31 protein-coding genes and 1 tRNA gene are annotated in these 19,291 nt (G+C 52.9%); 7 read left to right on the plus strand and 25 right to left on the minus strand.

Annotated elements, in window-relative coordinates; translation table 11 throughout:
• Positions 1-167: 167 nt before the first annotated feature.
• Together A7P99_RS03195 and A7P99_RS09955 are read left to right on the plus strand one after the other, a co-directional pair.
• The gene (locus tag A7P99_RS03195; RefSeq protein ID WP_067528096.1) at positions 168-920 is read left to right on the plus strand and encodes a hypothetical protein; all 753 of its coding nucleotides are present in this window, start codon (positions 168-170) and stop codon (positions 918-920) included.
• Positions 921-928: 8 nt separating this feature from the next.
• The gene (locus A7P99_RS09955) at positions 929-1,321 is read left to right on the plus strand and encodes a surface-adhesin E family protein (protein ID WP_156499673.1); all 393 of its coding nucleotides are present in this window, start codon (positions 929-931) and stop codon (positions 1,319-1,321) included.
• Positions 1,322-1,370: 49 nt separating this feature from the next.
• Here A7P99_RS09955 and A7P99_RS10550 read toward each other — a convergent pair whose 3' ends face one another.
• From A7P99_RS10550 to A7P99_RS03225, 7 genes are all read right to left on the minus strand, one after another.
• Positions 1,371-2,000, minus strand: coding sequence for a portal protein (locus A7P99_RS10550; RefSeq protein WP_197481753.1), 630 nt, complete (start codon positions 1,998-2,000; stop codon positions 1,371-1,373).
• Positions 1,985-3,013 carry a portal protein gene (locus A7P99_RS10555; protein ID WP_197481754.1) on the minus strand — a complete coding sequence of 343 codons (1,029 nt, stop codon included), beginning with the start codon at positions 3,011-3,013 and terminating at the stop codon, positions 1,985-1,987. Before A7P99_RS10555 ends, A7P99_RS10550 begins: the two co-directional genes overlap by 16 nt.
• A gap of 3 nt (positions 3,014-3,016) precedes the next feature.
• Complete coding sequence (locus tag A7P99_RS03205) at positions 3,017-3,340, minus strand: hypothetical protein (protein WP_067448436.1); 324 nt, start codon at positions 3,338-3,340, stop codon at positions 3,017-3,019.
• 5 nt (positions 3,341-3,345) lie between these two features.
• Positions 3,346-3,762 carry a GNAT family N-acetyltransferase gene (locus A7P99_RS03210; RefSeq protein WP_197481755.1) on the minus strand — a complete coding sequence of 139 codons (417 nt, stop codon included), beginning with the start codon at positions 3,760-3,762 and terminating at the stop codon, positions 3,346-3,348.
• 28 nt (positions 3,763-3,790) lie between these two features.
• Entirely contained in the window at positions 3,791-4,156 is a 366-nt protein-coding gene (locus A7P99_RS09580; protein WP_197481756.1) for a hypothetical protein, read from the minus strand.
• A complete protein-coding gene (locus A7P99_RS10210) occupies positions 4,146-4,694 on the minus strand; it encodes an HNH endonuclease (protein ID WP_067686474.1) in 549 nt (182 codons plus the stop codon). Before A7P99_RS10210 ends, A7P99_RS09580 begins: the two co-directional genes overlap by 11 nt.
• Positions 4,695-4,763: 69 nt before the next feature.
• Positions 4,764-4,964 carry a hypothetical protein gene (locus tag A7P99_RS03225; RefSeq protein WP_067442183.1) on the minus strand — a complete coding sequence of 67 codons (201 nt, stop codon included), beginning with the start codon at positions 4,962-4,964 and terminating at the stop codon, positions 4,764-4,766.
• A gap of 20 nt (positions 4,965-4,984) precedes the next feature.
• Between A7P99_RS03225 and A7P99_RS09590 the strand changes: the two genes are divergently transcribed.
• Entirely contained in the window at positions 4,985-5,158 is a 174-nt protein-coding gene (locus tag A7P99_RS09590; protein ID WP_082880713.1) for a DUF1508 domain-containing protein, read from the plus strand.
• A 330-nt stretch (positions 5,159-5,488) separates the two neighbouring features.
• On the opposite strand, the gene A7P99_RS03230 is transcribed toward A7P99_RS09590, so the two are convergent.
• Positions 5,489-5,779, minus strand: coding sequence for a CII family transcriptional regulator (locus A7P99_RS03230; RefSeq protein ID WP_067528088.1), 291 nt, complete (start codon positions 5,777-5,779; stop codon positions 5,489-5,491).
• Positions 5,776-5,955, minus strand: coding sequence for a Cro/CI family transcriptional regulator (locus A7P99_RS03235; RefSeq protein WP_064084449.1), 180 nt, complete (start codon positions 5,953-5,955; stop codon positions 5,776-5,778). The genes A7P99_RS03230 and A7P99_RS03235 overlap by 4 nt, the downstream gene beginning before the upstream one ends.
• A 115-nt stretch (positions 5,956-6,070) precedes the next feature.
• Between A7P99_RS03235 and A7P99_RS03240 the strand changes: the two genes are divergently transcribed.
• The 3 genes from A7P99_RS03240 to A7P99_RS03250 are packed head-to-tail and all read left to right on the plus strand — an operon-like array spanning position 6,071 to position 8,085.
• Positions 6,071-6,784: a helix-turn-helix transcriptional regulator gene (locus A7P99_RS03240; RefSeq protein WP_067686475.1), complete on the plus strand. Its 714-nt coding sequence runs from the start codon at positions 6,071-6,073 to the stop codon at positions 6,782-6,784.
• Between the two features lie 16 nt (positions 6,785-6,800).
• Positions 6,801-7,736: a hypothetical protein gene (locus A7P99_RS03245; RefSeq protein ID WP_067448422.1), complete on the plus strand. Its 936-nt coding sequence runs from the start codon at positions 6,801-6,803 to the stop codon at positions 7,734-7,736.
• A gap of 16 nt (positions 7,737-7,752) precedes the next feature.
• Positions 7,753-8,085 (plus strand): STAS-like domain-containing protein, encoded by a 333-nt coding sequence (locus tag A7P99_RS03250; protein ID WP_067448420.1) that lies wholly within the window; start codon positions 7,753-7,755, stop codon positions 8,083-8,085.
• Between the two features lie 76 nt (positions 8,086-8,161).
• On the opposite strand, the gene A7P99_RS03255 is transcribed toward A7P99_RS03250, so the two are convergent.
• The 3 genes from A7P99_RS03255 to A7P99_RS03265 are packed head-to-tail and all read right to left on the minus strand — an operon-like array spanning position 8,162 to position 9,097.
• The gene (locus A7P99_RS03255; protein ID WP_067448418.1) at positions 8,162-8,452 is read right to left on the minus strand and encodes an addiction module antidote protein; all 291 of its coding nucleotides are present in this window, start codon (positions 8,450-8,452) and stop codon (positions 8,162-8,164) included.
• 47 nt (positions 8,453-8,499) lie between these two features.
• Positions 8,500-8,850, minus strand: coding sequence for a type II toxin-antitoxin system HicB family antitoxin (locus A7P99_RS03260; RefSeq protein WP_197476513.1), 351 nt, complete (start codon positions 8,848-8,850; stop codon positions 8,500-8,502).
• The gene (locus A7P99_RS03265; protein WP_067442196.1) at positions 8,840-9,097 is read right to left on the minus strand and encodes a type II toxin-antitoxin system HicA family toxin; all 258 of its coding nucleotides are present in this window, start codon (positions 9,095-9,097) and stop codon (positions 8,840-8,842) included. Before A7P99_RS03265 ends, A7P99_RS03260 begins: the two co-directional genes overlap by 11 nt.
• Before the next feature lie 353 nt (positions 9,098-9,450).
• Between A7P99_RS03265 and A7P99_RS03270 the strand changes: the two genes are divergently transcribed.
• The gene (locus A7P99_RS03270) at positions 9,451-9,669 is read left to right on the plus strand and encodes a hypothetical protein (protein ID WP_067448416.1); all 219 of its coding nucleotides are present in this window, start codon (positions 9,451-9,453) and stop codon (positions 9,667-9,669) included.
• 746 nt (positions 9,670-10,415) lie between these two features.
• On the opposite strand, the gene A7P99_RS10645 is transcribed toward A7P99_RS03270, so the two are convergent.
• The 13 genes from A7P99_RS10645 to A7P99_RS03335 all read right to left on the minus strand — a co-directional run bounded on the left by A7P99_RS10645 (position 10,416) and on the right by A7P99_RS03335 (position 19,291).
• Entirely contained in the window at positions 10,416-11,165 is a 750-nt protein-coding gene (locus A7P99_RS10645; RefSeq protein ID WP_197474749.1) for a site-specific integrase, read from the minus strand.
• Between the two features lie 27 nt (positions 11,166-11,192).
• Positions 11,193-11,648, minus strand: a complete 456-nt coding sequence (locus A7P99_RS10650) for an Arm DNA-binding domain-containing protein (RefSeq protein ID WP_067448412.1) — start codon at positions 11,646-11,648, stop codon at positions 11,193-11,195.
• A 221-nt stretch (positions 11,649-11,869) separates the two neighbouring features.
• Positions 11,870-11,954, minus strand: a tRNA-Leu gene (locus A7P99_RS03285).
• 135 nt (positions 11,955-12,089) lie between these two features.
• Positions 12,090-12,374 (minus strand): ribosome assembly RNA-binding protein YhbY, encoded by a 285-nt coding sequence (yhbY, locus tag A7P99_RS03290; protein WP_067448410.1) that lies wholly within the window; start codon positions 12,372-12,374, stop codon positions 12,090-12,092.
• A 97-nt stretch (positions 12,375-12,471) separates the two neighbouring features.
• A complete protein-coding gene (gene sodA, locus A7P99_RS03295) occupies positions 12,472-13,095 on the minus strand; it encodes a superoxide dismutase [Mn] (RefSeq protein ID WP_067442411.1) in 624 nt (207 codons plus the stop codon).
• A gap of 303 nt (positions 13,096-13,398) precedes the next feature.
• Entirely contained in the window at positions 13,399-14,205 is an 807-nt protein-coding gene (locus A7P99_RS03300; RefSeq protein ID WP_067448408.1) for an RNA methyltransferase, read from the minus strand.
• 135 nt (positions 14,206-14,340) lie between these two features.
• Positions 14,341-14,823, minus strand: coding sequence for a tRNA (N6-threonylcarbamoyladenosine(37)-N6)-methyltransferase TrmO (gene tsaA / locus A7P99_RS03305; protein WP_067448406.1), 483 nt, complete (start codon positions 14,821-14,823; stop codon positions 14,341-14,343).
• A 6-nt stretch (positions 14,824-14,829) separates the two neighbouring features.
• On the minus strand, positions 14,830-15,462 hold the full coding sequence (locus tag A7P99_RS03310) for a lysophospholipid acyltransferase family protein (RefSeq protein WP_067686476.1): 633 nt from the start codon (positions 15,460-15,462) through the stop codon (positions 14,830-14,832).
• Positions 15,459-16,079, minus strand: coding sequence for a riboflavin synthase (locus A7P99_RS03315; protein ID WP_067448404.1), 621 nt, complete (start codon positions 16,077-16,079; stop codon positions 15,459-15,461). The genes A7P99_RS03310 and A7P99_RS03315 overlap by 4 nt, the downstream gene beginning before the upstream one ends.
• Before the next feature lie 84 nt (positions 16,080-16,163).
• Complete coding sequence (lptG, locus tag A7P99_RS03320) at positions 16,164-17,234, minus strand: LPS export ABC transporter permease LptG (RefSeq protein WP_067448403.1); 1,071 nt, start codon at positions 17,232-17,234, stop codon at positions 16,164-16,166.
• On the minus strand, positions 17,231-18,343 hold the full coding sequence (lptF, locus tag A7P99_RS03325) for an LPS export ABC transporter permease LptF (protein WP_067448402.1): 1,113 nt from the start codon (positions 18,341-18,343) through the stop codon (positions 17,231-17,233). The genes lptG and lptF overlap by 4 nt, the downstream gene beginning before the upstream one ends.
• Positions 18,344-18,486: 143 nt before the next feature.
• The gene (locus A7P99_RS03330) at positions 18,487-18,843 is read right to left on the minus strand and encodes a RidA family protein (protein ID WP_067448401.1); all 357 of its coding nucleotides are present in this window, start codon (positions 18,841-18,843) and stop codon (positions 18,487-18,489) included.
• A gap of 178 nt (positions 18,844-19,021) precedes the next feature.
• A complete protein-coding gene (locus tag A7P99_RS03335) occupies positions 19,022-19,291 on the minus strand; it encodes a hypothetical protein (RefSeq protein WP_067442397.1) in 270 nt (89 codons plus the stop codon).

Raw genomic sequence — 19,291 nt, forward strand, 5'->3', positions numbered from 1 at the left:
CCAGAGAAACTTGGCGTTTTGTGCCGCTAATCTCATGCAAGGAGAGAGCAACGAAACCGATAGGCACAAAAAATGTGCACTGACGGGGCAGATATCCGCTTGTGATTTAGTAGTGAGATCATCATAATTGTTGGGCAGATGGAAGTCAATATTATCAAGGACTACTTATGGAAAATCTCAGCCAAATCTTGCAAGCCGCATATAAAATCCTAGCTGACATGCCAGGGAAACAAGGCCATGTATCTGATATTGCTATTGAAGCTGTCAGGATAAATCACAATATGGGAATGGATGCTGACACATTCAGCAACAAACTATCATCAGCGCTTGCTGCCCATGTGAAAAAGAAAGACGCCGTTTTTACTAAGGTTGCCAGTAAAAAAGATGCGAAAGGGAAGGTTGTTTCCTACAAGCGTGGCGTGTACCGTCTGAAGAAACTGAGAGTAGCCAACCCTACAGAACAAAACATTGCTCCGCCTGTGGATTCTGCCTTTTTAGGCAAAGCTGGCGAGCTAGCGGTGATGAGCGAGCTATTATTCTGGGGCTTTAATGCATCGTTAATGGTAGTGGATAAAGGGATTGATATTGTCGCATCAAAAGAAAACGTTTATTACCATATCCAAGTGAAAACATCTCAGCCGCGTGCCAATGGCAGTTTTGGTTTCAGTATCAACCAAAAATCTTTTGAAACCAACCACAGCGGCAATACCTATTATGTATTCGCCTTGCGCGAACTCACTAAAACATCCTTTGCCGTTATTCCGAGCAGCCACATTACTACGCTTAAAAACCGAGGTATCATCAAAGGTCAAGATTCACTATCTATCAGCATCTCAATTTTAGATAAAGGGAAGCGGTATCTATTGAACAACAAAGATGATATTTCTACATTTATCAATAACTTTGGACAAATTAAATAGAGGGTATCATGAAAAAGTATATATTTATAGTGCTACTGATTGGAATGGCTGCTTTTGCTCAGGCACAAACTAATAGATGGAAGCCAATCTATACTGATGACAAAGGAACAACAACATATATTGACACTAGAACGGCAAGTAGAAATGGGGTCTGGTCAATCCTTGTAGGCAATAATAGTAATTACAATCCCAATGAAAATACAGGCGGCAGTTATACAAAAATACATATGCGTATCAAATGCAGGCAGCGCCAATTTGCTACAACTTTTTTTGCTTTCTATGATGAAGAACAAGGGGAAAGAGTTTTGCGTAATCAAGGCAATACAGCTATTTTTCATGATGTAATTCCAGATTCTGAAGCAGAAAGAATGTTGGAGTATATTTGCCGCCGTTATCGCTAACTATCCCAACAAAAAAGGTAGCCTGCGCCGCCCTTTATTCCCGCCTTGCCTAAGCATAGCCGCTGAACGCCTCCGTCACATCCGTATTGCCGGCAGCCCGGCTCACCTTCTGCACCGCATCCGCCGCCTGGCCGGCCATCTCCAGCTGCTGCGCCTGCTGTTGCTGTTGCGCCCGCTGCTCGCGCACCGCCTGCACCTGCTCATCCGGCAGCATGATGGATTGATCCACGCCCAAGGCCGAAGCGTACACATCCGTCAAGCGGTCGGCATCGATCTTGTCCAACACCTCCGGCTTGAACTGCACCACCCCGCCCACGGTCGAAATGAAGCGGTCGATGCTGTTGGTAGCCACCGCCTGCTGCGCCTGCGCCAGCATCGATACCAGCTGGATATCGATATCCACGTCCGCCAGTTCTTCCGGCGGCGGCAGCATCTGCGCTTCCTGCATAAAGTCGAAGGTGGTTTCAATCAGCGGATCGAGTAACTCGTTCTGCAAACGCTCCAATACCGGCCCCAGCATCAGCAGTTTTTCCTCATGCCGTTCCGCCACCTCCGTGGCCGTCATGTTCGGATTCTGCTGATTGCTCAACATCAGGAACAAATCCGCATAAAAGGTGCTGCGGATGCGCCCGCGCACGTCCTGAATATCCTGCAACAGGTGGTTTAAATCCAGCTGCACTTCATACAGCGGGCGGATGCCTGCGAGCCGGCGGAATCGGTGTACATAATCCCGCCGGGCAGTCTGTCCACATCCCGATATTTCAGGCTGGTCGGCACTTGCAGCGGCGGGTTGGTCTTGTAGTCGATACCCTGCGCCTTGCGCAGCTGCTCGTGCTGCAGCTGCTTAATATCGCCCAATGCCTCCATGCCCGGGCTGTGGCCGTAAATATCCCCGCCCGATACCGTCCAGCGCGGGCAGAGTGCCGGGAAACGCCTAAAACCGCCCTCGCGCAGCACCTCGTTTTCCCCCGCCCCTTTTTCCAAATACACCGAACGCCACGGCATATTCAGCGCATCACGGCGCGAAGCATCCCGCTCCAAGCGCGGCTCGACGGCATGGATGATGTTTACCCAGTCATCATACCGCCCATTGTCATAGCAGCGGCGTAGGGCAGGGCTGCAATTGTCGTAGCCGAATTCGCGCACCGTCTCCGCCACCGTCTTCTGGAACTCACGATACAGCGTATCCACCTCGCCTTTCCAGTTGGTCGCCACCGCATATTCCCCCACCGTCAGCGGGTAGTGGTGCAGCACATCATCGAAGTCCGGCAGGATGATGCTGGCCGCCGTGCCGAACGCCCCCAGCTCCTCATACATCGCATGCAGGGCACGGTAAGTATTTGAGCGCTGGAAGACGGTGTGCATCAGCTTAGTCGTCTGGTCGAGCCACAACTTCACCGGCTGGTGCTGCATCAAGCCGCCATCCTCAATCGCCAGCTTAAACCAAGGCCGTGCCGGCGAAGTCATGCCGCTCATCATCCACGCCGCCAAGATGCGCAGCGCCTGCGTGCCGGTGCTGTCGTAAATCTCATTGAAGCGCTTATCGCCGCGATTGCGTTCATCTGCCAAAAAACGCCCCGAACGCGGCAGCAGATGGCGGGAAATATCGCGCCAATGATCATCCCAAGAGGCACGCTCCTTCTTCAGGTCGGCATGCCGCTTCAGGATGCGTTTGCGTAAAGTCGTGTCCATGTCTTACCCCAAGAGAGAGGTTTTGCCCAACAGGCCCTGCCTGCCCAGTTTCAGCTTGTCGTTTCCAACCCCTTCCGAGCCGGTCAGCATGGTGCTGCCCACCCCGCCCCCGTCCTGTTGCGCCGCCTGCAGCAAGCCTGCCGTGTTGGCCTTCTTGCTGTTGGCCTTATTGAAATCGCGCTCCGCCTGCAAAGCCTGCTCCTTCGCCTGCTTTTCCGCCTGTGCTTGCGCTTGGCTTTGTTTCTTGGCCGCACGCTCGCCGGAGTAAATCGAATAACTGGTTCCCACTGCCGCTGCTACGGCGGCGATCACTGGTGCTGCTGGCATCGTCTCTATCCTTTCGTCAGTTGCCGTAAATAAACCACATCCTCACGGTGGCAACGCCGCGCAAGTATGCCTTCAAAACTGCTGCCCGGCTTGGCATGCCAGGCCACATAAGCCGCGCCACGCCGCGCCGCCTCCTGCTCAATCGTCCGCACCAGGCGCAAGCCTGCCGTCCCCGCCCGATATGCCGGCAGTAAAAACAACGCGTCATGCTGGCACATCAGGCAGTCATAATGCAGATGGCGCAACAGGAACGCCGAGCAGTAGCCCACCAGCTCACCGTCAGCAAACGCCCCGGCAAACAACAGATTCCCCGCTGCCGCCACCGCCTGATACAGCTCACGGTTCAAGCTCACCTGCCCGGCCCATGCCGCCTCCGTTTCCGAGCGGTGCGCCTCGGCCAGATGCCGTTCAATCCAATCCATATGGCGCAAGCCGTCATCTGTCCGCACATCAAGCATAAGGGTTGTACTCCATCACTTTTCTATTACCGCCTGCCGCGCGCAAGCTGTCGATTTTCGGCGTATCCAACAGCGCCAGGCAGTAGGCGTCCGTTACCCGGCTGGGGATAAACGTGCGGGCCAAAGGCTTCACCACCTCTTCCGGTTTGAAAGCCCCGCGCTCGAACTCATACACCGGCACCCCGTCCGCCAACACAAATTCCCGACCGTCATCCACCCACACATCCTTCCCATCCACACTGGCCGCATAGCGGATTTCCCCACCCACCGCCGGATTAGGAAACTTCTTATCCAGCCACGGCGCAAAGAAATCCACGATCCAACGCCCCTCCACCGTGGTCGGCGGATTAAAGGTCAAGAGCGCCTGGCATTTCTGATTCGGGTCGGTCGAACGCAGCCAGCCCAGCAAGGCCCGCACCTGAATTTCCAAGAAATTCGCCGCCTCGTCGAATATCAGCAAATCGTGCGGCCGCCCCTGATACTTCTTTTGCCCTGGTCATTAACCGTAGCTGGAGAAATTCATTGATTCTTGCCGCGACAGCATCAATGCATTGGTCATCAATCTCTTGCAGTTCCTCGCGCCATTTCATCAGCATTTCCAACTGCTCACGCCGCTGGTTCAGCTCATCCAGCATGGCTTTCTGCTTTTGAATCACAGAGTGATCGTCCAGCGTCCGATGCTTCTTACCCTGATTGCAGTCCCGGCACAAAGTAATCAGATTCATGATGTCGTTATCGCCACCATTGCTGACCGGATTAATATAGTCTATTTCCAACACCACATCAGGTGCAGCTTTGCCACAATACTGACAAGTAAAGGAATCTCGCTTTAAAACTTCAAACCTAAGTTTTTTTGTTATCGATTTGCGCTTGCTTTGCATGGCTTTATTTGTCATAATCAAGTCTCCTTGAAAAGGGAATTTCTTCATACGACTTTTGCCCGCCACGCTCCGGCGGGCTTTTTTTCACTCCCACCATTCCCGAAACCGCCGAAACCAAGCAGCCTTGACCGGCACATAAATCCGTTGCATGATTTGCCCGTCATAACGCGCATTGGCCGCAGCCCCCAGTTTCTCCCTAGCTTCCTCCGGGCTGTCCGCCCAAATGCTCAATGACCACGTCCTGCCTTTGAAACGGTAGGAGAACGTGTATTCGTTTTTTCGCATAATCCATAGGAGTTCCTTATATGTATTTTGAAATATATAGAGATGCCCGTAATGAATGGCGCTGGCGGTTAAAAGCCGGTAATCATGAAATCATTGCCGTCAGCTCCGAAGGCTACGCATCCAAACAAAGTTGTTCCCATTCGATAGACTTAGTTAAATCCACTACTGCTAACACCCAGGTTAAAGAAGTGTGATTTTCCAGCCCGCCTTAGCGGGCTTTCTTTTGCCCATCTGTCCGGGCTGCCAAGCGTCTTTCCGCTTTGCCCGCCGTGGCAGAATGGCTGCCTCTCACAACCACCCACCACGAAAGGTAAAATCATGGCCCGCTACCTACTAATCAGCTACGATCTGAAGAAACCAGGGAGAGACTACTCCGGACTAACCAACGTCATTAAAGTCATTGGGGGAATTAGCACCACTCATTTACTGGAATCCGCTTGGTTGGTTTCTTCCAAAGACAGTACTTGCTCAATCTCTTGTCTTTCCTTCATCTTCTTTCCTTTCCTCAAAAATATTTGCGACCGTCATCTATCCGCCTGGCGGCCAAAATATTCAGCCGAGATACGGCACATCAGCCGGTACTCTTCGGCATTCACCACCACGGCATCTTCATCCACTACCTTGCCGCCACAGGCAGCAATCATTCGCGCGGCCTTCAATAGCCCGCGTTCATCAGACTTCCACCGGCTCACGGTGGCATCATCCACACCAAGCATCAGCGCTATTTCGTGCTGTGATTTGTCCGCAAGCATCCTCAAAACAGTAGCTTGCACCTTGTGGGATTTTGTTATCACTTCTACTGATAATTCAGTCATGGCCTAGCCCCAAAGATTTTCTTGTACTCTTTAGGGAATTTGGTTTTCAGATAATTGTTTTGTGCCAACGGGATACCGTTCTTTTTCCATTGGGATACCGCCCCTTTGGAAATGCCACACAAGCCGGCAACTTTGGATGTGCCGCCTAGTAGTTCAATAAACTCGATATGTTTCATTTTCTTCTTTCATCTTAGAAAACTTACCTAAAGTATAGGATACTAAACATATAAAAGTCAAGCAGTCTAAACAATATTTAGTTTAGACTGCTAAACAATCAGATAGGATATTGATATGAACACGCTTAAAGATAGATTGGAAGAGTTGATGGCCGAGCATGGTTTAACCACGCAGCAGCAACTCGCAGACTTCGCCGGAGTATCAAAAGGACTGGTTGGACAATGGTTTAACGGAAGTACGGGGCTAGGCGCGAAGCCGTTATTGGCCTTCGGAAAGAAAACCCGCTTCTCTACCCAATGGCTGGCAGATGGCACGGGCGAAAAATATCAGCCAGCCTCTACCGGCAAACCGATAGAATCAAACGCGACCGCTTTCGCCATGGTAGAAACATGGCAGGACGGCACACCGCTCAATAATGCAGAGTGTGAAGTGCCATTCCTGAAAGAAGTGCGCTTATCTGCCGGCTCCGGTGCATTTGAAGCGTCCGACTTCAACGGCTATAAGCTGCGCTTTCACAAATCCACCCTGCACCGCAAAGGCATCAACCCTAAAGACGTAGTATGTGTATCTGCCGATGGCAACAGCATGGAGCCGGTATTCCCTGATGGCGCTACGTTAGGCGTAGACACCAGCCAAAAGCACATTAAGGACGGCAAGATTTACGCCATCAATCATGACGGCTGGCTACGCACCAAAATCCTTTACCGCCTGCCAGGCAATAGAATCCGTATCCATAGCTACAATGAAGATGAGCACCCGAACGAAGAAGTCGATGCATCCGATATTCAAATAATAGGCCGCGTGTTCTGGTGGAGCGTGTTGGATTGAAATGGATATTTAACTTATGGCTAAAGACTTAATTTCAGCTCTACAAGATTGTCAAACCATCATTAAAAATAACCCTGTCAGTATTTATAACGAAGACTTTATCAAACCTGCCTATTTAGTGTGTATGGCAGCCTATCTGTACAAACATAAGACGCCCACACACTTTTTTAATGTGGACGACTCTCGAATGAACTATCTAATAACAATTGGATTTTTCAACAAGGTATGGGGGATTAATGATACTTGGGACAGGCCGAATCTAGGGAAAAGCTACTCTTTATTGACTATGCTTGACTGTGAAGAATCTGTTGATAGTGCCACTACACAGATAGGCAGTTGCATCAATGTGATGGGGGATGGAGAGAACAGGGCAGCCATCTCCCCTTTGATTGATGCTATTGGTGAAGTACACGATAACGTGTGGTCACATGGAAAATCCACCGGCTTCTCGATGGCGCAAAAATACAACAAATGGATTGAGTTCGCTCTGGCAGATTGTGGGAGTGGGTTTCTGAAGGAGTTAAACCGTGTTGGTATTCAAATAGATAATCACGAAGATGCTATTGAGTGGTGCATCAAAAAAGGGAACTCATCCAAGACTATCAAACCAAAAGACGACTGGGCGCAACAATTGCCGCCAGACGTAATAGGCAATCCTATGGGAAGCCTTGCCAAGTATAGCAGTGGGAACAATCATGCAGGCTTAGGTCTACCTCGATTTATTGATGTGGTGGAAAGTTTTGGTGGAGAGTTAACCATAATCACAGGTAATGCCGAGTTGTCAATATCAAATTTTCAGAATAGAATAAAACGCATCAGACCCTGTCCCCAAGACCTATTTTGGGATGGGGTAATTATCCAATGCAGATTGCAGACTAGTAATCTAAACCAAATCACAACACCGTCTGCTAATGCAGAAATTGCAGATATATTAGATACATTAATAGGTTAAATTAAAGGAGGCTGACATGGAAAGAATTATCCACTTGCCAAGTGGCAGTCTTGCTTCCCGCCGAGCTGCCATCCCAATCCGAGACCAAATTATTAAAGCTTTTGAGAACCCAGCCGTTAGCAGAATTATAATTGACCTGCAAGGTGTTGATGTTATCTCTGGCTCTTTTGCTGATGAAAGCATTGCCATCTTGGTAAAAATCTACGGATGGGACAAGGTTAAAAATAAACTCCGCTTGCGAAACGGAAACGGCATTACAGAAAGGAACATTGCCGAAGCTATCCTAATTCGTAGGCAAGCGGAGGACGCTGAACAGCATCAAGAAATGATGCAGCACGCTTTCGCTTAATTAATTCAACCACAGCCCGCCCAGCGCGGGCTTTTCTTTTGCCCGCCAAAAAACCGCCCGCAGGCGGTTGTGTCTATTATCCGATCAAGGCAGCCGGAGCCAAGGGCATCTCCACCCCTAGCGCCCGGGTAATCTTCAATACCGTATCAAAACGCGGCTTGCTGTTGCCGGACAGGGTTTTATACAGGCTTTCCCGGCCCAGCCCGGTTTGCGCGGCCAGCTCGCTAATCCCCTTGGCTCGCGCCACGTCTCCCAGCGCGGCGATAAATTCGTCCGCATCCCCGTCTTCCAGCACAGAAGAAAGATAGGCCGCAATCATTTCCTCGCTGTCCAAGTATTCGGCTATATCAAATTTTTGCATTTTCATTTACCGCTCCTTCAATTCAAATATGGCGAATTCGCCGTAATTAAAAGTCAGGCAGGCAGTGCTTCCCGCACCTGCCTTTCCACCGCCTGCACAATCAAATCATTCAGCGAGGTATGTTGTCGTGCCGCCATCGCGGCTGCCTGCCGGTGCAGTTCCGCCCCCAGCCGCACGTTCAGGCTGCCCTTATAAGGCTTCTCCGGCGGGATCCCTTCTTCGGCACACATCGCCAAGTATTCGTCCACCGCCTGCTCGAACATCGCCTTCACTTCGGCCAAGGTCTCCCCGCCATAGCCCAGCACGCTGCGGATATGCAGCACCCGCCCGTGCAGGCAGTCGTCTTCTTTGCTGTATTGCACCGTGCCTTCGTAGCCTTTATAGCTCAATAAATCATTCATCATCCATCACTCCAATTTTACGCAAGCCCTCAATCACGTCTTGCAGTTGGTAACGCTTCAAAATCTTGCCCGGGTGCGGTTCGTGCAGCGTAACCGCAATCCCCGTTTCCCGATGCAGAAACTTCCTACCCGAGCCGCTGCCCTTGTGCAGCACAAACCCGTGTTTGTTCATCACGGCAGTCAGCTCGCCCCAAGTGAAATCACGCGGCAGGCTCAACAGCCGTGCCAGCAGTTTTTCCGCCTTGCCCATTATTTTGCCTTTGTTTGCTATATGCAACTATTTTACAGTTGCAATAAGATTTAAGCAATCCCAACCGTAAACCCGTAGCCGACTGTTGCCGCCAAGTGCGGCTTTTTTGTTGCCCGCGAAAAAATAAATTCTGTTTCAAATCAAAGGAAAGTATAGTTTTCTATACTACACCCCAACGAAGCACAACACCGCTTCACCGCCACCCTCAAGCAGCAGTCAGGCCGGAGGGGAACTGGGGCAACAGACAGGCCGGGATGCCGCCGCCCTTATCAACGGTAAGTGAATGTTTAACGTAACCATTTCTAAGAGATGGTTTTATTAAACATTCACTGTGATTGAAGGAGAGAGCAATCATGTACACCATCCAGCCAAACTACGATGGCATGTTAGCCGCCTACTTGGACGAAATCAGCGCGGCACAGGACGAAGAGAGCAGGCAAGAAGCCGAAGCCCTGCGGCTGGAGAAAGAATACCGCAGCGCCATCATCCGTGAATGGGCGGAAGTATCCATCAGAGATGGCGAGGAGAACTACGACCTCAACGACCAAGCCACATGGGAAATGGCAGCGTAATTGTGCTGCCATCTCTCTGCCTTTTTCTTTCGATTGCCCATTTCTCTGCTCCTTTTCGGGATGCTGTCTAGGCTGTCAGAACAGCAGTTTTCTCAATGCAGCAGATGTGGCTGCCGTGGCGGTAGGATGCGGCCATATCAAACAGAGAGGCCTTGCGCTCCGGATAGCTCATACCGCTGCCAATTAGGACAGCGTTGCAGACTTCTAGACGTGTCAGCAGGGTTATCCCATCCTATCTATTAACTCGTAATGCTCCAATCCATCATAATCATTAATTAGAGTATAAATTTCATTAACTGCAAGAAAAGCCGACATGTCTTTTTCTGTTGTTTTTATATTATCTCCCAAAAAAATAGTAAATCACTCATTATCAATGATTTTTCAAGAGGGAACCCTGCTCGCTCTTTAAAGTTTTTGCATAACAATATGTAATCATTATGTATTTTTGAAATTTCTAAGTTTGTTAATTTATCAAAGTATTCTGACAGTACAGTGTAGACAGTATCTAAGTTTAGATACGCTACTTTATGATGTTTATCTAAATTTTTTAAATAACTATAATCAGTATTTGGCATAAATTACCCATGCCTCCTGTTGAAAAATGTTGAAGCTCAAAATACTAAGTTTTACTAAATGCGCTATACCTTATCGCTATCTGCACAATACAGCGTTATACGGCATTAGGCTGGATTAAGGATAATGCGAAGCGAAATAAAACACCAGCCCGCCTGCTGGTGTTTTGTTTTTCAGGTAGCCCCATCTGTTGCAATCAAGGCTTTGGCTTGGCGGTATCGCTCCCGCAGATAGTCTGAATACCATTGCATCATCTCCCGCCGCTCGGCCAGATACTCCGCCCGGTTGTGGGCGGCTCTAATCCGGTTGCTTTCTTCATGCGCTAACTGGCGTTCTATGGCATCTGGGTTGTAGCCCTGTTCGTTCAGGATGCTGCTTGCCAAACTGCGGAAGCCGTGCGGGGTGGCTATGCCTTTGTAGCCTAGGCGCTCAATGATGCAGGTTAGGGTGGCATCGCTGATAAAGCCGGTGGTTTTGGTGCGGCTGGGAAATAGATAGGGAGTATTGCCGGTTAGGCCGTGCAGTTCCCGCAGTAGCTCCAGCACCCAATCGGAAAGCGGCACGGTGTGCGGCGGTTTGGGGGCGGTCTTCTCGTGCTTCATTCGTTCGGCGGGAATTACCCATTGCGCCGCTGCAAAATTTACTTCTGCCCATTGTCCGCCGCGTAGTTCGGTATTACGTACAAACACCAGCATCAGCAGTAATAGGGCGATTTTATTTGCCGGTTCAATCTCGGCCAGTATCAGGCGGCGATAAAACTCTGTCAGTTCTTCACGCGGTAGGGCTGCACGGTTTTTGGGCGGTTGCTTGGCAATGTATTTGCGCAATGCACGGGCGGGGTTGCGGTCGGTTACTTCCAGCATGGCCGCATAATCGAAAACTGCGCCTATCCATTCCCTTACTTTTTCGGCTGTGTTGCTCACGCCCCGCGCTGTGATACGGTCTAAAACTTATTTGATTTGCCCTACCGTGATGCTATCTATCGGTATTTCTCCAATCAGCGGAAAAACATCGGTTTCAAAATAGCGCATGATGCGCTCTGCATGGTTTGGCTTCCAGCGGTGTAGATTGTCGGTGTGCCAGCGGCGGGTAGTGGCGGCAAAAGTATTCAGTAAAGCAGCCTGCCTTTCCTGCTTGGCCTGTTGCTTGGCGGCAGCGGGGTCTTGCCCGCCTGAAAGCAGGTGGCGGGCGTTTTCGGCAGCTTGCCGGGCTTCGGATAGGGAAACGGCAGGATACTTGCCGATAGTCAGCGTTTTTTCCTTGCCGTCGATACGGTATTTCAGGCGGAAGATTTTGCCGCCTGCCGGGGTAATTTCCAGATACAGGCCGCTGCCGTCAAACAGTTTGGATTTCTTTCCTGTGCCGGTAGGTTTTGCGTTCTTGATTTGGCGGTCGTTTAGGGGCATTCTGGGGGTATATTTTTGAGGGTATTTTCTGGACGCCCCCAATCATACCCCCACAAAAGGGGCAATTCAATTAGACGGCATTAGACGGGATTAGCTGAATAGGGAAGGGGAAAGGATAGATTGAACCAGCCTGAAATCCTTGCCTGTCTTGAATTTGACTGATTGCATTGGATGGTATTAGACGTAAAAACAGCCCGAAAATTTGGGCTGTTTTGTGAAGATGGTGCGGACGGAGAGACTCGAACTCTCACACCTCTCGGCGCCAGAACCTAAATCTGGTGCGTCTACCAATTTCGCCACGTCCGCGGGAAAGGCGGCATTATACTGCAATATGCCGGTTTGGCAAGATGCTGTTTGAAATCGGATTATATTGTGGAATAACGAATCAACCGACACCGATACAGCTTTGGCCTGCCCTGCATGAAAAAATGTGCAGCCGCCCTACTCTTTTTCTTCGGGCTTCGGCCGCCACAACACCAGCTGTTTGCCGATGTGCTGCACCAGTTCGGCGCCGGTGGCGGCACAGAGGGCTTCGGCAATGGCGATGCGCTCCTGCCTGTCGTCGCCGGCCACTTGCACTTTAATCAGCTCGCGAGCGGTGAGGCGGGTGTCGGTTTCTTTGATAACAGCCTCAGTGAGCCCTTGTTTGCCGATGAGCACGGTGGGGCGCAGTTGGTGGGCTTGTTGTTTGAAGCAGTGGATGTCTTCGTTGCTGAGTGTTGCCATTTTATTGATTGGTATTTGCTAAGTGATTGGAATTGGAAAAGGCTACCTGAAAATGCCGAACGGGCTTTCAGGTAGCCTGTTTCAGAAAGATAGACACTTAAGCAGCCACGCTTTCAAAACGGCGGGCGGCTTCGTCCCAGTTTACTACTTGCCAGAAGGCTTTGATGTAGTCGGGGCGACGGTTTTGGAATTTCAGGTAGTAGGCGTGTTCCCACACATCCAAGCCAATAATCGGGTAGCCGGACACACCGGATACGGCCTGTCCCATCAGCGGGGAGTCTTGGTTGGCAGTGGAAACGGCTTTGAGCTTGCCGTTTTCATATACCAGCCAGGCCCAACCAGAGCCAAAACGGGTAGCAGCAGCTTTTTCAAACTCGGCCTGGAAAGCTTCCACGCTGCCGAAATCACGCTCGATGGCGGCTTTGAGCTTGCCTTGCAGAGTGGTACCGGTTTTCAGGATTTGCCAAAACAGGCTGTGGTTGGCGTGGCCACCGGCATTGTTACGCAGAGGAGTACGCACGTTTTCGGGCAACTCGGCAAGGCGGGCAATCAGCTCTTCGGCGGACAGTTTTTCCCACTCGGGCAGTTTGGCCAACACGGCATTGGCATTATTTACATAGGCCTGATGGTGCTTGCTGTGGTGGATTTCCATGGTTTGCGTATCGAAATGTGGCTCCAGCGCGTCATAAGCATAGGGTAGTTCGGGCAGTTGGTATGCCATATTTGTTTCCTTTTTCAGATGTGTTTTGCATAGCTGAAGCAATTATTTCTTCCTGCTACGTTGACTCGCCTTGTTAGGAAGAAATAATTGCTTCAGCTACAAGGGTGGCAATGATAAGTGTTATCCCCTGGCAATTCAAGGTTTTTTACAGCCTTCCATAATAGGGGTGATACGGCTTTGACTCGCCTTGCCGTACTATTTATACCATCTACAGCTCGCCACCTTGTCTCATCCCTATTGGGAACGACTACACAAGATGGAAGTTTACCTGAAACTTTCAGGTAGCCTTCCCCTTCCCTGCCCTTAATCCCTTAGCCGCTGCAAAATCCTGTTCCACAGGCCGCGCAGCAGGTCGATGTCTTCGCGGCTGGGAGAGGCGCGATCGAAGAGGCTGTGCAGGCGGCGCATCATGCGTTCTTGGTTGTGGCGGTTGGCAAAGCCGGTTTGCTCAATGATTTGCTCCAAGTGGTCCACCATGCCGCGTGTTTGGCTTTGTGTAGCGGGCGTATGTGCCTGTTGCAGCTGGCTCATGCCGATGCCGGTTTGGCTGAAAATTTCGTAGCACACCACTTGCACGGCCTGGGCGAGGTTGAGCGAGAAATAGGCGGGATTGCCGCTGATGGTGAGCAGACGGTTGCAGTGCTGCACTTCGTCGATGTTCAGGCCGAAGGTTTCGTTGCCGAATACGAGGGCTACCTGAAAACCTTGCTGCGCGGCCTGTAATAGCTCGGGCACGAGTTCGCGCGGGGTGTGTAGTGGGGCGGAGAGTTCGCGGCGGCGGCTGGTGAGGGCGCAGCTCAATACGGTGTCGGCCAGCGCTTCATCCAAGGTGGCCACAATTCGCGCCTGCTCCAGCACGTCGCGCGCGCCGGAAGCGAGGATGAAGCTTTCTTCCGGCAGTCGGAACGCGGCAGCCTGGGCAGCATCGAAAGTAGGCGGCTCGGGGGTCATCGGCGTGGCCATCAGGTTGGGTGCGACCAGGGTGAGGCGGCTCAAGCCCATGGTTTTCATGGCGCGGGCGGCGGCGCCGATGTTGCCGGGATGGCTGGTGCGGGTGAGCACCACGTGGATGTGGCGCAGATAGTCGGGAACGGTGGGGGTGTCTGTCATATCAATCGGTTTCAGCGGCGATCAAAGCACGGCTTCCTTGCCAGCGGCATTGGCTGGCTTGGTTGGAAGAGTTGTACGGGCAATGATTAAGCGTTATTTTGGGCATTCAAGGCATTTTGTGCTGAGTGGGTAGGCTCATGATTCAAAGCGTTTGTCGGAACGCAAATTTTCCGGCCGCAGCGTTTTCCCTTCCAGCCAGCCGTTGCGAACCTGGGTTTGCTGGTCGAAATAGGAATAGTAGGGCTTGATGTCGAGCAGCGGGCTGCCGTTGAGCATATCTACGCCTTTGAACTGCACGATATTCCCGACCACGCTTTCCACGCGCACAATCGACATGCCGATACGGTTTGGCCGTTTGGGCGAGCGGGTGGCGAAAATGCCGTGCGGTAGCGTGTCCATAAACGGTACTACCTCCAGCTGATAGCCGGATATTTTATGCAGCAAGAACAGCAGGATGATATGCGAGAAGCCGTCTAAATCCTTTAAGCCGGGCGCAAATTTTTCATCCAGCACGGCTTTGCCGCGTGTATCGGCCAGCACAGACGGCTGTATCGGCATATCGGCGATGTCGTTAAACGGCGTTTCGAGGTAGCCGATGGGTTGAAGTGTAATCTCCATATGTCATCAATCGGTTTCGGCCATCTGGGCTTCACGCAGCGGCAAAGACAAACGATGTTTATGCTTCGGCTCGATGCCGCGAAACAGTGCGGCCAGTGCGGCGTGGTCGGCGGCCATGTCGGCGGCCATGTCGGCGGTGGGGGTAAATAGCGGCAGGAAGCGCACTTCGCGCCGCCCGTAGTCGATCGCCACCGGCAATACCGGCACACCGGCGCCGCGGGCAATCCGCCAGTAACCGCTTTTCCATTTGGGCGCGGCGTGGCGCGTGCCTTCCGGCGAGATGCCGAGAAACAGCTGCTCGCTGCGGCGGAAGGCGGCCACGGCTTCGTCCACCACGCCGCCGGCGCGTTCCCTATCCAGCGGCATCACGCCCGCCCAGCGCAAAAACGCCGCCAAACCGGGCACGGCAAACAGGCTTTTCTTGCCGAAGATGCTCATTTTCAAATCCAAAGCCAGCAGAGCAGGCAGCACATACAGCCCGTCGAAATTCGATGTGTGCGGTACGGCCACCACCACGCATTTGGCTACATCCGGCACGCTGCCTGCGACGCGCCAGCCCAGCAGCCGGAGTAAAGCGGTCGCCACACGGCGGCTGATTCCGCCGTCCCGGCGCGGCACTTGCGGCGGCAGCGGCATCATGCGTTGTCCTTTTCTGCCAAAATCCTCGCCACGGTATCCACAATCACCTGCGTTTGCGGATCGATTTCCACATTCACCCGCTCGCCGGCGCGGCGGCTGCCAAACAGCGTACGGTTCAGGGTTTCGGGGATTAGGTGTACATTGAATTCGCTGTCGCTTACCGTGCCGATGGTGAGGCTGCAGCCGTCCAGCCCGATGAATCCTTTAGGGAAAACATAGCCTTTCAGGTTTTCAGGTAGCCTAAACCACACGGTGCGATTCAGCCCGTTCGCTTCGATGCGGCTGATTTCGGCAGTGGCTGTGATGTGGCCGCTCATGCTGTGGCCGCCGATTTCGTCGCCGAAGCGGGCGGCGCGCTCGATGTTTACCTTGTCGCCCGGCTGCAATGCGCCCAGATTGGTTTTGGCCAGCGTTTCGCCCATCAGGTCGAAATCCGCCGCGCCGTTTTCGTGTACGCGGGTGATGGTGAGGCAGCAGCCGTTGTGCGCCACCGATGCGCCCACGCGCAAATCGGCATCCGCGCCCTCGGGCAGGCGCACGGTGTGGCTGCGGAAATCGGGCGCACGCTGATCTATGGCCAGCACTTCGCCTAAGCCTTGTACGATTCCTGTAAACATGGTTTCTCCTTGATTATATTGGTTTTGCAACGGAATAAAGGCTACCTGAAAAATGCCAAGCCCGGTTTTTCAGGTAGCCTTTCCTCAACGCACTTCCTGCCGCCTAATCAACCAGGCAGCGGCAAGGGCAAACACTGTGCCGGGCAGGATGGCGGCGCCGAAGGGCGGCATGCTGGAGAGTTGGGCGACATAGCCGGAGAGCAGGCCGGCGAAGTGGAAGGCGAGGCCCAGGCAGATGCCGAGGAACAGGCGCACGCCGATGTTGCCGTGGCGCGAGCTTTGCGGGGTGAAGGCGAGTGCCACCAAGGCCATCACCGTGCAAATCAGCGGGTAGAGCAGCTTGCGCCACCAGGCGGTGGCATAGGCGGCGGTTTGCTGGCCGTTGCTTTGCAGGTGGTCGATATACATTTTCAGGCTGCGAGCCGACATTTGGTCGGTGTCCACCAAAAGTACGCCGAGCAGCTCCACGCCCACGTCGCTTGGCCATTCGGCGCTGGCCAGCCGTTCGGTTTGGGTGCGATCGGCGGCAATATGGGTACGCGCCACTTGTTTGAGCGTCCAAGTGCCGTTGCTGTTGACGCGGCCTTCGGCGGCCTGCCAGGCGGATTCCAGTGCGGCGTGTTGGTTGTAGCGGTAGATGCGGATGCCGAGCAGGCGACCGTCGGGCAACATTTCGCGCACGTTGATGTTGTCGCTGCCCTGCCGAAACCACAGGCCGCTGCCGCCCAGGCTTACGGTTTGCTGCACGGCGTGCAGGCGCAGCCGCTCGGCGCGTTGTTCCATATAGGGGGCAACCCATTCGCCCAACGCCACGCCGATCAGCCCGGCCAGCAAACCCACCGAGGCCACGGTGGCAATGATGCGCTTGAGCGAAGTGCCGCTGGTGCGGATAACCGTCCATTCGCTGGCGGAGGCGAGCTGGCTCAAGGCGGCCAGGCAGCCGATGAGCACAGCCAGCGGCAGCAGGGTATACATGTACCCGAACAGGCGCATGCCCACATACAGAATCAGGGTGAGCACGGTGTAGTTGCCGTTGCCCACGTCGTCCACGGCATTAATCACTTCAAAAAACGAAAACAGCGCCACTAAGGCCATAAGCGCGTAGAGCGTGGCCGTGCCCAAACGGCGGATCAGATAACGGGTGAGCAGTTTCATGCCGGCTTGCCTCCTAAGGCCAGGCGCAAGGCCTGCCAAAATGGCCGTGAAGGCTGGCTGCGTACACGCAGCAGTAATACGGCTAGCATCAGCATCAAGAGATGCGGCACAATCAAACCCGGCCACAGCGGAATCTTGCCGCTGCTGATGCCATCGCGCACCAGCGTGAGGCCGTTCTGATAGAGCAGAAACATGCCGATGGCGATTAAGAGGCTGTAGCTGCGGCCGCTGCGGTTATCCATATATGAAAGTGGTAGCGCCAACAGCGCCAAAATCAGCACGCTCACCGGCATGGTGATACGCCACATTAATTCGCCGCGCAACTCTGGGTTGGTATTGCCCCACAGTTTGGCGGTGGGCACGGTGCGGCGGTGAATATCGCGCTGCACCAGCTTGGGCGCGGTGCCCACCACCAAATGCAGCCGCTCAAACGATACTTCGTCGTAATCCGCCATACCGGGTGTGCCGCTGTAGCGGCGGCCGTTAAACAATTCCAGCGTACGCTTATTGCCTGCTTCGGCAAAACGGCCGCGCTCGGCGGTAATCAGCGTGTCGCGCCCCTGCACGTTTTGCTCGCGGATAAACAGATTGGCTGCATCACCACTGCCCGCATCGAATTTTTCCACAAAATACACGCGCGGTGTGTTGCTGCCGAATTCCTGAAACACCCCCGGGCGCACCATGGAAGTATCCTGCCGCTGCTTTAGCACCTCGGCAAACTCGTGGCTACGCGCATCCGCCCACGGCATCACCAGCATCGACACCAGCGCCGTGAGCAGGGCGAAAGGCACGGCAAAAGCCATCAGCGGCTTAATCCAGCCGCAGAGGGAGAGGCCGGAAGAAAGCCAAACTGTCATTTCGCTGTCGCGCCAATAGCGGGAAAATACCGTGAGCGCGCTGATGTAGGCCGTGAGGATGAGCACGATGGGCATCAGCGCCACCGTCCAAAACGCCACCAGCGTGGCCACTGCATCCGCCGCCACCTTGCCGCCGGCTGCGCCGCCCAACAGTTTCACCGCCTGCACCACCACCAGCGTAGCCAAGAGCAGTACGAATACGCCCACCGCCGTTTGCGACACTTCTTTAATAAATTTTCTTTGATAAACCATATCGTTCCGTAGTTGTGCCGATTTCAGGTGGTCTGAAGCACATTCTTTCATACGAGGCGAACCACTGTTGTAAAAAGAAATTAAGTGCTTTAGCTATATAATAAAGAAACGGCACGGATTGTACGACAGAAGGCCACTGCCTGTCATACCGTGCGCTGCAAAGCCGTAATCTTGATTTCCACTTTCCAGCCTGCATCTGCTAATGCGGCTTGTACGCAGGCGCGGGCGGGGGCTTTGCCAGGGGCTACCCAGGCATCCCAAACACGGTTCATGCCCGCGTAGTCGGCCATATCGGGCAAATAGATTACCGCTTCGCAGATATGTGCCTTGTCTGAGCCGCAGTCGGCCAGAATCCGGTCGATTTGCGCAAGCACATCGGCGGTTTGCGCTTCGATATCGGCTTCGGGGTTGGCAGGTACTTGGCCAGAGAGGAAAACGAAACCGTTGGCTATCACAGCTTCAGAATAGCGTGCGGCGGGGAGATGGTGGCAGATAGTCATGGCAAATCCTTTCTTTGGAGGAGTGGGAGAAACGGGGGGAAGGCTACCTGAAATTTTTAATTTCGTTGAAACTCATGCTTTCAGGTAGCCCGTAGGCTGGGTATGAGTGCCCGACTTATTGCGGCTGCGGCTTGGACAGAAATTCCAACAAAATCATAGATATTTGCACTGCAGCTCATCATAACCAGCATTTTATAAACATTTGCTGGCGGCTATACAACGTGCTGACATCCCAGTTTATCAACGCAACCCATAAAAACAAAACTGCTGCACCAATCACTTCAACAAAATCGACTCGGGAAATCCAGCCGTTTTGAAACCATAGGTAAAAAGCCATCAACCACACCTCCAGCGGGCCACCTAATAGTGCGCGAACAATCGGCACCCGCCATGGGTAAGGAGGTTTGGCGGAAACTGCTTCTTGCGGTTTGTTTTGTTCCATTTCCAT

It is taken from the genome of Eikenella sp. NML120348 (assembly GCF_001648435.1).
Lineage (GTDB): Bacteria > Pseudomonadota > Gammaproteobacteria > Burkholderiales > Neisseriaceae > Eikenella > Eikenella exigua.

What these genes read in the sequence shown, in the direction of transcription:
- A7P99_RS03250 (WP_067448420.1), top strand. Translation starts at nt 7,753, where the DNA reads ATGGAAAGAATTATCCACTTGCCAAGTGGCAGTCTTGCTTCCCGCCGA.
- A7P99_RS03195 (WP_067528096.1), top strand. Translation starts at nt 168, where the DNA reads ATGGAAAATCTCAGCCAAATCTTGCAAGCCGCATATAAAATCCTAGCT.
- A7P99_RS03330 (WP_067448401.1), bottom strand. Translation starts at nt 18,843, where the DNA reads ATGACTATCTGCCACCATCTCCCCGCCGCACGCTATTCTGAAGCTGTG.
- A7P99_RS03300 (WP_067448408.1), bottom strand. Translation starts at nt 14,205, where the DNA reads ATGACAGACACCCCCACCGTTCCCGACTATCTGCGCCACATCCACGTG.
- A7P99_RS03210 (WP_197481755.1), bottom strand. Translation starts at nt 3,762, where the DNA reads ATGGATTGGATTGAACGGCATCTGGCCGAGGCGCACCGCTCGGAAACG.
- A7P99_RS03315 (WP_067448404.1), bottom strand. Translation starts at nt 16,079, where the DNA reads ATGTTTACAGGAATCGTACAAGGCTTAGGCGAAGTGCTGGCCATAGAT.
- yhbY (WP_067448410.1), bottom strand. Translation starts at nt 12,374, where the DNA reads ATGGCAACACTCAGCAACGAAGACATCCACTGCTTCAAACAACAAGCC.
- A7P99_RS03225 (WP_067442183.1), bottom strand. Translation starts at nt 4,964, where the DNA reads ATGCGAAAAAACGAATACACGTTCTCCTACCGTTTCAAAGGCAGGACG.
- A7P99_RS03205 (WP_067448436.1), bottom strand. Translation starts at nt 3,340, where the DNA reads ATGCCAGCAGCACCAGTGATCGCCGCCGTAGCAGCGGCAGTGGGAACC.
- lptG (WP_067448403.1), bottom strand. Translation starts at nt 17,234, where the DNA reads ATGAAACTGCTCACCCGTTATCTGATCCGCCGTTTGGGCACGGCCACG.
- A7P99_RS03255 (WP_067448418.1), bottom strand. Translation starts at nt 8,452, where the DNA reads ATGAAAATGCAAAAATTTGATATAGCCGAATACTTGGACAGCGAGGAA.
- A7P99_RS03230 (WP_067528088.1), bottom strand. Translation starts at nt 5,779, where the DNA reads ATGACTGAATTATCAGTAGAAGTGATAACAAAATCCCACAAGGTGCAA.
- A7P99_RS03270 (WP_067448416.1), top strand. Translation starts at nt 9,451, where the DNA reads ATGTACACCATCCAGCCAAACTACGATGGCATGTTAGCCGCCTACTTG.
- tsaA (WP_067448406.1), bottom strand. Translation starts at nt 14,823, where the DNA reads ATGGAGATTACACTTCAACCCATCGGCTACCTCGAAACGCCGTTTAAC.
- A7P99_RS03335 (WP_067442397.1), bottom strand. Translation starts at nt 19,291, where the DNA reads ATGGAAATGGAACAAAACAAACCGCAAGAAGCAGTTTCCGCCAAACCT.
- A7P99_RS03265 (WP_067442196.1), bottom strand. Translation starts at nt 9,097, where the DNA reads ATGGGCAAGGCGGAAAAACTGCTGGCACGGCTGTTGAGCCTGCCGCGT.
- sodA (WP_067442411.1), bottom strand. Translation starts at nt 13,095, where the DNA reads ATGGCATACCAACTGCCCGAACTACCCTATGCTTATGACGCGCTGGAG.
- A7P99_RS03245 (WP_067448422.1), top strand. Translation starts at nt 6,801, where the DNA reads ATGGCTAAAGACTTAATTTCAGCTCTACAAGATTGTCAAACCATCATT.
- lptF (WP_067448402.1), bottom strand. Translation starts at nt 18,343, where the DNA reads ATGGTTTATCAAAGAAAATTTATTAAAGAAGTGTCGCAAACGGCGGTG.
- A7P99_RS10210 (WP_067686474.1), bottom strand. Translation starts at nt 4,694, where the DNA reads ATGACAAATAAAGCCATGCAAAGCAAGCGCAAATCGATAACAAAAAAA.
- A7P99_RS10650 (WP_067448412.1), bottom strand. Translation starts at nt 11,648, where the DNA reads ATGCCCCTAAACGACCGCCAAATCAAGAACGCAAAACCTACCGGCACA.
- A7P99_RS03240 (WP_067686475.1), top strand. Translation starts at nt 6,071, where the DNA reads ATGAACACGCTTAAAGATAGATTGGAAGAGTTGATGGCCGAGCATGGT.
- A7P99_RS10555 (WP_197481754.1), bottom strand. Translation starts at nt 3,013, where the DNA reads ATGGACACGACTTTACGCAAACGCATCCTGAAGCGGCATGCCGACCTG.
- A7P99_RS03235 (WP_064084449.1), bottom strand. Translation starts at nt 5,955, where the DNA reads ATGAAACATATCGAGTTTATTGAACTACTAGGCGGCACATCCAAAGTT.
- A7P99_RS09590 (WP_082880713.1), top strand. Translation starts at nt 4,985, where the DNA reads ATGTATTTTGAAATATATAGAGATGCCCGTAATGAATGGCGCTGGCGG.
- A7P99_RS03310 (WP_067686476.1), bottom strand. Translation starts at nt 15,462, where the DNA reads ATGATGCCGCTGCCGCCGCAAGTGCCGCGCCGGGACGGCGGAATCAGC.
- A7P99_RS03260 (WP_197476513.1), bottom strand. Translation starts at nt 8,850, where the DNA reads ATGATGAATGATTTATTGAGCTATAAAGGCTACGAAGGCACGGTGCAA.
- A7P99_RS09955 (WP_156499673.1), top strand. Translation starts at nt 929, where the DNA reads ATGAAAAAGTATATATTTATAGTGCTACTGATTGGAATGGCTGCTTTT.